This is a genomic window from Janthinobacterium sp. CG3 (assembly GCF_000344615.1).
GTDB lineage: Bacteria > Pseudomonadota > Gammaproteobacteria > Burkholderiales > Burkholderiaceae_D > Janthinobacterium.
On the sequence record NZ_KB467824.1, the window covers coordinates 1,171,555 to 1,185,206 of the forward strand.

Annotated in this window: 11 protein-coding genes; 6 read left to right on the forward strand and 5 right to left on the reverse strand. The window is 63.4% G+C overall.

The features are described 5' to 3' along the window. The first annotated feature begins 8 nt into the window (after positions 1-8). The 3 genes from JANGC3_RS0105095 (at position 9) to JANGC3_RS32375 (ending at position 4,212) form a co-directional block, all read left to right on the forward strand. A complete protein-coding gene (locus JANGC3_RS0105095; protein WP_017875402.1) occupies positions 9-2,480 on the forward strand; it encodes a cyclic nucleotide-binding domain-containing protein in 2,472 nt (823 codons plus the stop codon). Positions 2,481-2,598: 118 nt separating this feature from the next. Next, the gene (locus tag JANGC3_RS0105100) at positions 2,599-3,750 is read left to right on the forward strand and encodes an IS110 family transposase (protein WP_017878279.1); all 1,152 of its coding nucleotides are present in this window, start codon (positions 2,599-2,601) and stop codon (positions 3,748-3,750) included. Positions 3,751-3,972: 222 nt separating this feature from the next. Beyond that, the gene (locus tag JANGC3_RS32375; protein WP_157406410.1) at positions 3,973-4,212 is read left to right on the forward strand and encodes a hypothetical protein; all 240 of its coding nucleotides are present in this window, start codon (positions 3,973-3,975) and stop codon (positions 4,210-4,212) included. A gap of 141 nt (positions 4,213-4,353) precedes the next feature. Here JANGC3_RS32375 and phnE (JANGC3_RS0105105) read toward each other — a convergent pair whose 3' ends face one another. The 4 genes from phnE (JANGC3_RS0105105) to phnD all read right to left on the reverse strand — a co-directional run bounded on the left by phnE (JANGC3_RS0105105) (position 4,354) and on the right by phnD (position 7,816). Continuing rightward, entirely contained in the window at positions 4,354-5,190 is an 837-nt protein-coding gene (phnE, locus tag JANGC3_RS0105105) for a phosphonate ABC transporter, permease protein PhnE (protein ID WP_017875403.1), read from the reverse strand. Then, entirely contained in the window at positions 5,183-5,989 is an 807-nt protein-coding gene (gene phnE, locus JANGC3_RS0105110) for a phosphonate ABC transporter, permease protein PhnE (RefSeq protein WP_017875404.1), read from the reverse strand. The genes phnE (JANGC3_RS0105105) and phnE (JANGC3_RS0105110) overlap by 8 nt, the downstream gene beginning before the upstream one ends. Further along, entirely contained in the window at positions 5,986-6,753 is a 768-nt protein-coding gene (gene phnC, locus JANGC3_RS0105115) for a phosphonate ABC transporter ATP-binding protein (protein ID WP_017875405.1), read from the reverse strand. Before phnC ends, phnE (JANGC3_RS0105110) begins: the two co-directional genes overlap by 4 nt. An 82-nt stretch (positions 6,754-6,835) precedes the next feature. Beyond that, positions 6,836-7,816: a phosphate/phosphite/phosphonate ABC transporter substrate-binding protein gene (gene phnD, locus JANGC3_RS0105120; protein WP_026132577.1), complete on the reverse strand. Its 981-nt coding sequence runs from the start codon at positions 7,814-7,816 to the stop codon at positions 6,836-6,838. A gap of 291 nt (positions 7,817-8,107) precedes the next feature. Here phnD and JANGC3_RS0105125 point away from each other — a divergent pair, with 291 nt between their 5' ends. The 3 genes from JANGC3_RS0105125 (at position 8,108) to JANGC3_RS0105135 (ending at position 11,811) form a co-directional block, all read left to right on the forward strand. Next, positions 8,108-8,791, forward strand: coding sequence for a response regulator transcription factor (locus JANGC3_RS0105125; protein WP_017875407.1), 684 nt, complete (start codon positions 8,108-8,110; stop codon positions 8,789-8,791). Further along, a complete protein-coding gene (locus JANGC3_RS0105130; protein WP_017875408.1) occupies positions 8,788-10,200 on the forward strand; it encodes a sensor histidine kinase in 1,413 nt (470 codons plus the stop codon). Before JANGC3_RS0105125 ends, JANGC3_RS0105130 begins: the two co-directional genes overlap by 4 nt. A 285-nt stretch (positions 10,201-10,485) precedes the next feature. Further along, on the forward strand, positions 10,486-11,811 hold the full coding sequence (locus tag JANGC3_RS0105135; RefSeq protein WP_017875409.1) for a GGDEF domain-containing protein: 1,326 nt from the start codon (positions 10,486-10,488) through the stop codon (positions 11,809-11,811). An 86-nt stretch (positions 11,812-11,897) separates the two neighbouring features. Here JANGC3_RS0105135 and JANGC3_RS34045 read toward each other — a convergent pair whose 3' ends face one another. Further along, a complete protein-coding gene (locus JANGC3_RS34045; protein ID WP_081611767.1) occupies positions 11,898-13,556 on the reverse strand; it encodes a methyl-accepting chemotaxis protein in 1,659 nt (552 codons plus the stop codon). Between the last annotated feature and the right edge of the window lie 96 nt (positions 13,557-13,652).

Sequence of the window (13,652 nt, forward strand, 5' to 3'; positions counted from 1 at the left end):
TGATACAGATGATTGACTCCGGCAACACACCCCAGGCCCAGGACGGCGCCGCCCCTATCGATGGCGCGTGTTTCGATATCGTCATCGTCGGTTCCGGCCCGGCCGGTTTGTCGGCGGCCGCGCGCGCCAAGGCGCTGGGCACCCGCCACGTGCTGCTGGAGGCCGACGCGCAGCACGCGTCGGATACCATCTTCAAGTACCAGAAGGGTAAGCATGTGATGGCCGAGCCCGGCATCCTGCCCTTGCGCAGCGATATGAGTTTTACCGCCGGCAAGCGCGAAATGTTGCTCGACACCTGGAACCGCGAACTGGGCAAACTCGACGTCAATATCGCCTACGGCAAACGGGTCAGCTCGATTGCGCGCGACGGGCAGAGCGGCATCTTCACGCTCGGTTGCGAGGACGGCAGCCAGTACCTGAGCCGCGCGGTGATCCTCGGCATCGGCTTGCAGGGCAATATCCGCAAGACCGGCACGCCCGGCCAAGACCATCCGCGGGTGCAGTACACGCTGGCCGACCCGGACGAGTTTTCCGGCGAGACCATCATCGTCATCGGCGCCGGCGACGCCGGCATCGAGAACGCGCTCGGCCTGGCGAACCAGAACACCGTCTACATGGTCAACCGCGGCGAGGAATTCCTTTACTGCAAGGACGGCAACCGCACGCTAATCACCAACGCCGAGAAGACCGGCAAGATCACCATTTGCTACAGCGCCACTACCTTGCGCATCGAGGAGAGCGGCGAGGCGATCCCGCTCAATTTCGTCTACAGCGGCAAGGGCGGCGAAACCGTCATTCCTTGCCACCGCGTCATCGCGCGGCTGGGCGCGACGCCGCCGCGCAAACTGATCGAGAGCTTCGGCATCGAGTTCCCGAACGCCAACCCGACCTCGGTGCCGGTGTTGTCCGAGTCCTACGAATCGAACGTGCCGGGCCTGTACATCGTCGGCGCGCTGGGCGGCTATCCGTTGATCAAGCAAGCCATGAACCAGGGCTACGAGGTGGTTCATACCATCGTCGGGCAGCCGGTCGAACCGGTTGACGAACCGCTGCTGCGCAACAAGTTCAAGCCGTGGAAGCCGGACGTGGCGGTGTCCGGCGTGATCGACCTGATCATGGAAACGGTGCCGCTGTTCAAGGGCATGTCGAAGTTGCAGTTGCGCGAGTTCATGCTCGACTCGAACCTGCAAACGCCCAGGGCCGGCAGCGTGGTGTTTAAGAAGCTCGACTACACCAACACCTTTTATTCGATCCTGGACGGCGACGTCGACGTCGAGATCAGCAACGAGGACGGCAGCCTGAAGGTCATCAAGTTGACCAAGGGCCGCTATTTCGGCGAGATGGGCCTGATTTCCGGGCGGCGCCGCACCGCGACTATTCGCGCCGGCAAGGGTTGTGTGTTGCTGGAAACGCCGCGCCGCTCGATGCTCAAGCTAATCGCCGCCGTCGACGACGTGCGCCGGCAAATGGACGCCGTCTTCGTGCGTTACGCGATCACCAACTTCATCGGTCCGATGCTCAGCGCCGAGGCGATCAACGCGCTGGTCGAGGCCAGCGTCGACATCCGCCGCTACCAGGCCAACGACGTGCTGTGCCGCGAGGGCGACGCCGCCGACGGCCTGTACCTGATACGCCGCGGCTCGGTGACGGTGTCGAAAACCGCCGCCGACGGGCGCGAGCGCATCCTGTCCTACGTTTCGGCCGGTAACTACGTCGGCGAGATGGCGCTGGTCAACGACGCGCCGCGTTCGGCGACCATTACCGCCACCGTCTTCACCGAGGCGCTGGTGCTGAACGGCGCGGTGTTCAAGCAGCAACTGGACGCCAATCCCCTGCTGCGCAAGTCGATTGAAGCGAAAATGCTCACGCGCACCCGCACCAACGTCGCGCTGGAACGCAGCACCGGGCGCGAGAGCGACTTGATGCGTTTCCTGTTGGGGCAGGGTGTCGGCGAAGCGTCGGATGTGCTGCTGATCGATGAATCGCTGTGTATCCAGTGCAACAATTGCGAAACCGCCTGCGCCGAAACGCACGACGGCACTTCGCGGCTGAAGCGCGAGGCCGGGCCGACCTTCGCCAACATCCATCTGCCGACCGCCTGCCGCCACTGCGAGCATCCGCATTGCATGAAAGAATGTCCGCCGGACGCGATCAGCCGCAGCGAGGCCGGCGAGGTGTTTATTAGCGACGCCTGCATCGGCTGCGGCAATTGCGAGCGCAACTGTCCGTACGGCGTGATCCAAATGGCGTCGGAAAAGCCGCCGAAAAAGGGTGGCGGGCTGCCGTGGTTGCTGTTCGGGCTGGGCAAGGCGCCGGGCCAGCGCCAGGCCGACTACGATGCCAACGCGCCGAAGAAGGCCGTCAAATGCGACCTGTGCAGCGGCCTCAAGGGCGGCGCCGCCTGCGTGCGGGCCTGTCCGACCGGCGCCGCGATCCGCATCTCGCCGGAGGACTTCTTCAAGAGCAACGGCGTGCGCTAAACCGCCTCGCGGCGCCGTGTCAGCCAGGTTTTGTAGATACTATGAATGAAGGCGGGTCGGCAAAAGACGCAAATTAATCCTAAAGTGAAGGTTCGAAGAATCAACTTAGGAGAAAATCATGCAACCGACCCGCGCCAACGATTTTACGCCTGAAGTCGAAGTTTTTGCAGTGGCATTAGAGTTGTCGAGCAAGAGCTGGAAAATTGCCTTGCACGACGGAAAGAGAGAGAAGCCGGCGATTCAGACGGTTTCCGGCGAGACAGCGGCGGGGCGCCTCAACGAAACGGTGCAGGAGATTGAGAAGTTCAAGGCAAAGTGGGGCCTGGCCGCCGAGGTACGCACCGTCGTGCTGTACGAGGCTGGTCAGGATGGCTTCTGGATTGAACGCGCCCTCTCGAAGCTGGGCTACGAGGTGGTGATCTGCGACCCTGCCAGCATTCCCGTCGAGCGGCACAAACGGCGGGCCAAGACCGACCGGCTCGACGCGATCAAGCTGGTGCTGACATTGCGGGGCTGGTTGCGTGGCGAGTACGACCGGATGCACGTGATCCGTGTTCCGACGGTGGAGGCCGAGGCGCAGCGGCACGTGGTACGGGACCGCGGCGAGTTGCAAAAGGAAACGCAGCAGCACCGCGACCGGATCCGCAAGCTGCTGCGCACCGTCGGCTGCTGGGATGGCGTCGGCGGCGATGTGGGGGCGCGGCTGAACAAGCGGGAATTGTGTTGCTACGACGGCGATCCGCTGTCGGCGCAGCTGCAGCAGCGGCTGGAACAGGAGTGCAAACGTTTGGAGTTGGCGCAGCAACAACTGGCCGCGCTGGAAAAAGGGATGGCGGAGCAATTGCCGCCGGAGGTGCGCCAGCGCATTGCCGACCTGGAACGGTTGAAGGCGGTGGGGCCGGTGGGCGCGACGAGGTTGGTGCTGGAGCTGTTCTGGCGCAAATTCGAGAACCGCAGGCAGGTGGGCGCCTGCGTCGGTTTGGTGCCGCAGCCCTACGACAGCGGCGAGAGCCGGGTTGACCAGGGCATCAGCAAGCAGGGCAACCGGCGCGTGCGCGCGCTGTTGATCGAGATGTCTTGGTTCTGGCTGCGCTACCAACCCGACAGCGTGATGACGAAATGGTTCGCCCGGCGCACGCAGGGAGGCCAGAACAAGCGCGGCAAGCGCATCGCCATCGTCGCGGTGGCGCGCAAGCTGGTGGTCGCCCTGTGGCGCTACCTGGAGCATGGGATCGTCCCCGAAGGGGCGCAGTTGAAACGAGCGGCATAAGGGAGTAAGGCGGCACGTTCAGTACCAGCAGTTGGCATTACGTTGAACTACGCAGCAGCAAGGAGTAGGCAGGCCCGTAACCCGACCTGGTTGCCCATGGCAACCGACCCTAGTAGATGGGGCTTGCACGCATCAAGGTCACTAAGCGCAACGCGCATGCAGAATTAGGCTGGGGTAGCAAAACCAGCGGATAGAAGGTGGTGGGACGTGAAGTCTCACGCAATGATGACCGAGAGCTTCGAACTGGGCTGTACGAACGACGAAAGCAAAGCGCTGGCAATGAACGAAGGCCAAAACGAAACAGGTCGGCATGGCGCCAAGCCGCAATATGCGTCATGGCGCCATGGACCAGCATATTTCGGTATCGGCGGCGTCAAGGGTTCGCTTCGCCGGGCTTCGCCCGCCCTTGACCCCGCCGATACCGAAACAAGGGATAGGATAAATTTGCGAAAAACCAGTTGACTTGGAATTCATCATAGAAGGTCGGGTTAGCCCATCGGGCGTAACCCGACAACGTTGGCCGGGAGCAGCGCGCCCCGCTTCGGCCAACGTTGTCGGATTACGCTACGCTAATCCGACCTACGATTGACGCCGCGGGTAGGCTTACAATACGCGCTTGCGGATTTGCGTCACGACCAGTTCGGTCACGATGACAATCGCGAATATCGCCACCAGCACGGTCGCCACGCGCGGCCACTGGAACAGATTCAGCGCGGTGTCGAGCGCCATCCCGACGCCACCGGCGCCAACGATGCCCAGCACCGCCGATTCGCGCACGTTGATATCCCAGCGCAGCAACACGATCGACATAAACGCCGGTTTCAGGTGCGGCAGATAACCGTACCAGATCTGCGCGAAGGTGCCGGCGCCGGCCGCCTGCAAGGCTTCGATCGGCCCGCGCGGCATTTCCTCGATGGTTTCGCCGGCCATCTTGCCGACGAAGCCGATCGAGCGAAAGGCGATCGCCAGCGTTCCGGCCACCGCGCCGGGGCCGAAGATCGCCACGAACAGCAAGGCCCAGACCAGCGAATTGATCGAACGGCTCGCCACAAGCACGATGCGGGCCATCAGGTTCAGGCTTTTGTTGCGCGTCAGGTTGCCGGCCACCAGCAGGCCGAAAGGCACGGCCAGCACCACCGACAGCAAGGTGCCCAGGCTGGCGATGTGGATGGTTTCGACCAGCGCCGCGTGCACCCCTTCGGAGTAGAAGGCCCAGTCCACCGGCCACATGCGTCCAAGCATGTCGCCCATCTGCTGGGGCGCGTCGTAAATGAACTCGGGAATGATTTCAAGGCTGCGCAGCGATTGCACCACGGCCACGGCCATGACCAGCCACACCGCGAAGCGCAGCATTTTTTGCCCCAGCGAGTGGCGCTTCCAGGTGCGCGGCGCGGTGGCGCCCGATGCGCCCGGGCCGTAGGGTACGGTTGTGCTAGACATTGAACACCTTTTTGACTGAATTGGCCAACACTTCGCCCACCACGATGATGGCGATGATCGTCAACAGGATCGTCAGCACGAAGTCGTAGTCGAAACGCTGGAACGCGGAGAACAGCACGCCGCCGACGCCGCCGGCGCCGACGATGCCGACCATGGTCGAGTTGCGCAGGTTGGAGTCGAGCTGGTAGGTCGAGAAGCCGACAAAGCGCGACAGCACCTGCGGCAGCACGCCGAACAGGATCACGTTCATGAACGAGGCGCCGCTTGCGCGTACCGCTTCAACCTGCTTGATTGAAATCTCCTCGATGGCCTCGGCGAACAGTTTGCCGATGAAGCCGATCGACGCCACCACCAGCGCCAGGATGCCGGCCAGCGCGCCGAAGCCGACCGCCTTGACGAACAGGATCGCCACGATCACCGGATGCAGCGAGCGGCACACCGATACCACGGCGCGCGCCGACCACGACAGCCATGGCGGCATCAGGTTGCGCGCGCCCATCAGGCCGATTGGCAAGCTCAGCAAGATGCCGATCAGCGACGCCAGCACGGCGATCTGCAAACTTTCGGCGATGCCGGTCCAGAGCACGTCGGTCTTGCTCAGGTCCGGCGGAAACATGCGGGCGAGGAACTTGCCGCCGCCGCCCAGGCCGTTGGCGAAGCGCTCCCACGAAAAGCCCAGCTGGGTCGCCGCGTACACCGCGTATAGAAGAATCAGCACGGTCGCGACCCGGCTCGCCGCGCTGCTCTGGAACGCGGTCGAGACGCGCGCGCCCGGCGCCGTTGCTGCCGGCGCGCTCACAGCCAGTCCTCGCCGCCGTAGATGCGCTTCATGCAATCGTCGTCCAGGCGCTCGGCGCTGCCGTCGTAGACCACATGGCCGCCCGACATGCCGATGATGCGGTCGGCGTAGCGCTTGGCCAGCTCGACGTCGTGGATGTTCACGATCACCGGGATGCCGTGCTTGCGCCCCTGTTCCTTGAGCAGCGAGATGATCTCGAACGAGGTTTTCGGGTCGAGCGAGGAGGTTGGCTCGTCGGCCAGCAGCAGCCGCGGCCTTTGCATCAGCGCGCGGGCGATGCCGACGCGCTGGCGCTGCCCGCCGGACAGGGCGTCGGCGCGTTGGTTGGCAAACGACGACAGGCCGACCGTGTCGAGCAGTTCGAACGCGTGCTCGACATCCTCCTTGGGAAACTTGCGGCGCCACGCCGACCACGCGTTGACGTAACCCAAGCGTCCGCACAGCAGGTTTTCCATCACGGTCAGGCGCTCCACCAAGTTGTATTCCTGGAATACCATGCCGATCTGGCGTCGGCTGGCGCGCAGCGCGCGGCCCTTCAATTGCGCCAGGTCGGTGCGCCGGCCCTCGGAAGTGAACCAGATCGCGCCGCTGCTCGGGTCGACCAGCCGGTTGATGCAACGGATCAGGGTCGACTTGCCGGTCCCGGACGGGCCGATGATCGCCGTTAGGCCGGCACCGTCGATGTTCAGGTCGATGCCCTTTAGGATGGGATGGCCCGGCTTGTACTCCTTGACCAGGCCTTGTATTTCGAGTGCGTGCGACATGGCGAATCACCTTCAATGGAAAATGTGGACGAAGCTCGCCCGCTCCGGCCCCGCAGGCCGGATCGGCGCGCTGTCGCGGGGCTTATTTTTTAGCGGCCTGTTTGTCGTAGGCGGCGCGGTTGAAGGTTTCACCAGCGGTGTGCGAAACGTAGCGCACCAGCGAGAAGTCTTTCTTGTATTCGATAGGGAAGAAACGGTCCGAGCCGGCGAAGGCTTTTTTCAGCTCGTCGCCGAAGCGGTAGTCGTAGAAACACTTCAACATCTTGTCGCGGAACACAGGTTCCAGGTCGTGGGCGTAGGCAAACGACTGGGTCGGGAATTTTTCGCTGCGGTACAGCACGCGGAAATCGTCCTTCTTGATCTGGCCGCGCTCGACCATGCGGTCGTATACATCGGAGGCCACTGCGGCGGCTTCATAGTCGCCGGAGTTGACACCCATGATCGATTGGTCGTGCTTGCCCGAAAACAGGATCTTGTAATCCTTTTCCGGCACCAGGCCGGCTTTAGGGAAAAGCGCGATCGGCGCCAAGTGGCCGGAATTGGACGATGGCGAGGTATGCACGACCTTCTTGCCTTTCAGGTCGGCCATTTTTTGAAACGGGCTGTCTTTTTTGACGATCATGATCAGCGAGTAGCCCTGGTACTCCTTCTGGTTGCCGATGACGGCGAAGGGCACGGCGCCGGCGATGTTGACCGCGAACGCGGTCGGTCCGGTCGAGAAGCCGCCCACATGCAGCCGGCCGGAGCGCATCGCCTCGATTTCGGCGGCGTTCGATTGCACCTGGAAGAACACCACTTTCTTGGCCGTGCATTGGGTCAGGTAGTCGGTGAAGGGCTTGAACATCTTGTCGTAGACGGCCGGGTCTTCGACCGGGGTGAACGAGAACACCAGCGTATTCGGGCTTTTCTGTTTTTTCGGGTCGGTCAGCGCGTCGGCCACCAAGTCCTTGTTCTCGTCGCAGTATTGGGCGTCGAGGTCGCCGCGGTTGGCGCATTCACCCTGGGCGAACGCCAGCGCGGGGAAGCTCAGGGCCAGGCTTGCCAGGCATTTAATCAATCGCATGATGATGTCTCTTTATAGTTTTTACGAGGTTGATCCGGAAGGTGAACCGAGTCTACCGCCTCGTGTCATTTTTGACGAATCGGCGAGCGCGGAAAACCCCACTTTTCTTGCGCCTCCCTGTCCGCTTCCTGTCGCCAAGCTGTCAATCCCCGGCATTTTCTTGCGCTGCGTCAGACGCTCTGGCGCGGGCGCCAAATTGGCTGTATAAAGCATGGTCGCCGGCGTGGCCGGCGGCGCCGCCCCCGGAGGCGGATGTCACCTTATTGTTGTCGTGAACCGGCGGGAAAAAAATTGAATATCTTGTTGGTCGAAGACGACCTGGACATGTCGAACGCGCTGCTACGCGCCTTGGAACGGCGCGGATTCTCCGTCGCCACCTGCTTTGACGGCGGTTCCGCCTTGCGCAGCATCAAGGAGGGCCAGCACGACCTGGTCATCCTCGACCTGAACATTCCCGTCATCGACGGCATGCACTTGCTGCAGCGCATACGCGCGCAGGGCATCACCACGCCGGTGATCGTACTGACGGCGCGCGGCGCGGTCGGCGACCGGGTGGCCGGTTTGAACGCCGGCGCCGACGACTACCTGGCCAAGCCCTTCGACCTGCAGGAATTGGACGCCCGCGTGCGCGCCTTGCTGCGGCGCAAAAACGGCGGCGAGGAAACCGTCCAGCGCTGCGGCGAACTCAGTTTCAAGCGCAGCTCCGACACCTTTTACCATGGCGGCGAGCCGCTGATGTTTCCGCCGCGCGAATTCGCGCTGTTGAAGGCGCTGATCGCCATGCCCGGCCACGCCCTCACCAAGGAAAAACTGTTCCGCCTGGTGTTTTCCTTCGAGGAGGACGTGCAGCTCGAAGCCATCGAAGTCATCATCCACCGGCTGCGCAAAAAGCTCGCCGGCACGCGCACCGAAATTCTGACGCTCAGGGGCGTCGGTTATCTGCTGCGCGCCTGCGCGACGGCCTCAAGGCAATGATCTTCTCGCTGTCTTCGCATTCGGCGCGCAGCTACCTGCTGGCGTGGATCATCGCGCCGATCGTGGTGTTTATCGCGGTCGATACCTTCACGCTGTATCGCAACGCGCTCGACTCCGTCAACACCGCGTACGACCGCACCCTGGTGGCGTCGGCGCAGTCGATCGCCGACCTGCTGCGCATCGAAGACGGGCGTTTGAAGGTGACGTTGCCGCACGCCGCGCTGGAAATTTACGAGGCCGGCATTTCCAGCCAAATGGTGTATCGCGTCAGTGGCCTGAACGGCGAGTTCCTGTCCGGCGACCGCGGACTGGCCCAGTACACCGGGCCGCCGCAGTCGCGCGCGTCCTACCCGGCCGTGGTGCGCATCTACGAGGACCTGTACCGGGGCCAGGAGGTGCGGGTGGCGGCGATCTTCCAGCCGGTGGTGTCGAACGAGCCGACCGGGCGCGCGCTGGTGCAGGTGGCGGAGACGGTCGAGCATCGCAAGAACATGGCGCGCAAGATCTTGCACGAAACCCTGTTGCACCAGGCCATACTGGTGGCCGTCCTCAGCCTGGTCACCTGGGTCGTGGTGTCGCGCGCCCAGCGGCCGCTGGAGACCCTGCGCACCCAGCTCGACCAACGGCACGCCGAGGACTTGTCGCCGATCGCCATCCCGTTCGCCTCCAAGGAGGTGCAGCCGGTGGTGCAGGCGCTGAACCAGTTGATGGCGCGGCTGCAACCGCTGCTGGACCATCAGCAGCGCTTCGTGGCCGACGCCTCGCACCAGTTGCGCACCCCGTTGGCGGTACTGAAGACGCAATTGCAATCGGGCTTGCAGGGCGATGCGCCGCCGCTGGTGATCCTGCAGGAGATGGCCGGCACCGTCGAGCGCGCCAGCCAGCTGGCCAACCAGTTGCTGTCGCTGGCGAAGGTGGAGCAGTTACGCGGCAGGGGCCAGCAGGAACCGTGCGACCTGGCCATGCTGGGGCGCGAGGTGGCCGTCAACCTGTCGCCGCTGATCGGCGAAAAAAACCTCGACTATGAATTGGACGCCGAAAAAATCGCGGTAATGAGCCAGCCGTGGATGATCGCCGAACTGATCTCCAACTTGTTGCACAACGCGATACGCCACACGCCGCCGGACACGAAGATCGGCGTGCGCATCACGGCCGAGGGCGAGGCCGCGCTGCTGTGCGTGTGGGACAGCGGGCCGGGCATGGCGGCGGACATGGACAGCCGGGTGTTCCAGCCGTTTACGGCCAGCCACTCGTCGCAAAGCGGCGGCCTCGGCTTGACCATTTGCAGCGAAATCGCCGCCTCGATGGGCGCCGCGATCGCGCTGGAGAACCGTATCGTCGACGGGCGGGTGGCCGGCTTGAACGCGCTGGTGCGCTTCCCGGCGCTGGTGCGGGTGGCCCGAACCTGAGGCGGCGCCGGGCAGCCGATTCGGGCGCCGGCATACGATAGTCGCGATCGCCGGCGCCGCCTGAGCGCGTCCCTACAACCCTCCGGTCGGGCCTCGATATGGCGGTTTTTTAGGTAAAATCGAGTCTTGCGCCCGCTGAGACCGATACCCTCATCGAATTTCCTTCGTGCTCGGGCGCAATAGCCGCCGCATTAAGCCGTCTTTAGTGCTGCGAAGATTTGCATTCTTGTGTATGGTGGCGTAGCGAGCATAGTTATCCACCATGGCAATGAAGGCTGATCAGACATGACAAGCGACGCGCCGCTGTACAGGAACCACGTAATGCTGTTGTCGGAGATATTCTTTATCAAAGACAACCAGGCTGAACTACTCCTGTGCGCGCATAAATACGATTTCGACATCATCTTCTTCAATGAAGTGCAGGATTTCGTTGTGGCCGTCGAGAACGACCACGGCAACAGCCTATGCGTCATCGACCTTGACGCTTTACACAATATGCAGGCGGACATGCATGAGCGCCGCAAGACCTTGATGCTCAGCGAGTTGTTGCAACGCCTGCCGGGCGAGCACACGTATGTCTACCTGCAGAGCGTACGCCAGGGCGGCCGCTTTTTGCTCCAGCAGCGCCTGGTCGACAGCAATTGCCTGGCCTACGCGGAAAAACCGATCGCCAACGACGTGCTCGTCGACAGGTTGTTCACCTTGTTCGTCCAGAAAAACCGCGGCGACCTGGTGCGACTGATGCACCTCGGCGAGCCGATCGGGCTGGACGAAGCGGCGCTGCTGCAGCGGCGCGTCGAGGTCATCCACCACGGCGACGCCCAGACGCTGCATCTGCGCGTCAAGGAATTGCAGCCCGACATCGTGCTCATCACGGAAGCCGAATACGAGCGCACCGAAGCCATTGTCCGCGTCCTCAAGAAAAACCTGGAAGCCGACCCGGTGCGCGAAATCACGCTGTTGCAGCGCCAGCCCGACGCCGCTTTGACCCGGCGCGCCTTGGCCAGCGGCTTCGACGAGATTTTACTGATGACCGATACCGACGTGCTGGCGGGGCAACTTGTCAACCGCGCCAACAAGATCCGCGTGAACAAGGACTTGATCGGCAAGGACCGGGCGACCGGGCTGCTCAACAAGATCGGTTTGCAGAAGAAGGCCCAGGAACTGATCCGCCAGGCGGCGCGGGAAGGCTGTCCGCTGGCCTTCGGCGTGGTCGACATTGACAAATTCAAGACCGTCAACGACACCTGGGGCCACTATTTCGGCGATATCGTCATCAAGCGCCTGTCGCTGACGCTGGCGCCACACATGGGCGAACGCGATTTGCTCAGCCGCTTCGGCGGCGAGGAATTCGTGGTGGTGTTTTGGGATTGCACGCTCGAGCAGGGATGGCGGCGGCTGGACGCGATGCGCCAGTCTTTCGCCGCGATCCCGTTTGAAGTCAAGGCGGGCGACGTGCGCCACTTTTCCTTCAGCGGCGGCATGGCGGCGTACCCCGAGTACAAGAGCGAAAACGAATTGTTCCTGCGCGCCGACGCCATGCTGTATGTGGCGAAGGAAGGCGGGCGCAATCAGATCTGCGTCAAACCGTCGGCTTCGGCGTTGAAATAGTTAAAACCAGCGGCCTCACCCCGGGGCCAGACCTTCAGGTATGAGCCCGGCTCTGGGCCGATGGTTTTTGCTTGCCTCGGCGGCGTTCAGGCGCCGTTGGCCACCTTGTCGGTCGGCTCGGACGGCCGCGCCAGCGCCAGCTGCGTCGGTTTGGTCTTGCCTTTCGCGATAGGCAAGCGCGTCACCATGGCCGGCTTGCCGCCGCTGAGTTTAAACACGCCGACCACGCCGGACAGTTGCGCGGCCTGGTCCTGCATCGTCGCGGCCGCCGCCGAGGCCTGCTCAACCAGCGCGGCGTTTTGCTGCGTGACCTGGTCCATTTGCGCGATCGCATGGTTGACTTGTTCGATGCCGGCCATCTGCTCGTGCGTGGCGGCGGAGATGTCGCCCATGATGGCGGTGACGCGGTGCACGCTGGCGACGATCTCGTCCATCGTGCGCCCGGCCTCGTCGACCAGCGCCGAGCCGTTGTCGACCTTGCTCACCGAATCGCCGATCAGCGCCTTGATCTCGCGCGCCGCGCCGGCCGAGCGCTGCGCCAGCGTGCGCACTTCGTTGGCGACGACGGCGAAACCGCGGCCCTGTTCGCCGGCCCGCGCCGCCTCGACCGCCGCGTTCAACGCCAGGATGTTGGTCTGGAAGGCGATGCCGTCGATAACGGCAATGATATCGACGATCTTCTTCGACGAGGCCTTAATCGAGGCCATCGTCTCGACCACCTGCGCCACCACGGCGCCGCCCTTGCCGGCCACCTCGGCCGCCGACAGGGCCAGCTGGTTGGCTTGCCGCGCGTGGTCGGCGTTTTGCTTGACGGTGCCGGTCAGCTGCTCCATCGACGCGGCGGTTTCCTCCAGCGAACTGGCCTGCGCCTCGGTGCGCGAGGACAAGTCCAGATTGCCGGCGGCAATCTCGCGCGAGGCCATGGCGATGGTCTCGGTGCCGCCGCGCACCTCGCCGACGATCTTGAACAGGCTGGCGTTCATGTCCTGCAGCGCTTGCAGCAATTGGCCGACCTCGTCGCCGGACTCGACCAGGATGGTGCCGGTCAGGTCGCCGCCGGCGACGCTGCGCGCCACCTTCACGGCGTGGCGAATCGGCCGCACGATGCCGCTGCTGATGTACCACGCGGTGACAAGGCTGAGCAAGCCGCCGACCAGGCCCAGGGCGACCATCATCAGGCCGGCGCCGTGGGCGGTGGCGGTGACGTCGGCGCCGGCGCTGCGCATCAGCCCGGCCTGGACGGCGATCAGCTCGTCGATTTGGGCCAGATAGCGCGCGTGGGCCGGGCGCAATTGCTGGAACAGCAGCGCGGCGGCCTCGTCCTTGCTGCCGGTTTTGAGCAGGACCAGCATCCGCTCGCGCGCGGCGGCATACACCAGGCCGGCGTCGCCGAGCGCCTTCAGCACCGGCTGCGCCCGCGGCGAGCGGACGGCGGCGGCCAGCTTGCTCAAATCATCGGATATCGACTTGCTGCTGCTATTGACGCTATCGATTTCGTTTTTAATATCATTTTGATCGCCCATCAGCAAGGCGCTGGGCAGGCTGCGGGCCTGCAGTTCGAGCGCGTTCCTGGCGTGGTTGAGCAGACTGATCTTGTCATAGCCGTCATTCACGGTCGCATCGATAGCCGAGCTGACCGTTTGCAGGCGGCTGGTGCCGATCACCACCACCACGCCCAGCATCAGCGTAGTCAGAAGGAAGGCGATCGTCAGGCGCTGACCTATTTTAATGTTTGCGATATTCATGTGCCGTATGAGTTGTGTTTCCTGCGGCGCCGCGTACGCACGCCAGTGTCAGGATATTGTTGTAAACCCGGTGTCTCCCCCGGGGCAACTTCAGTG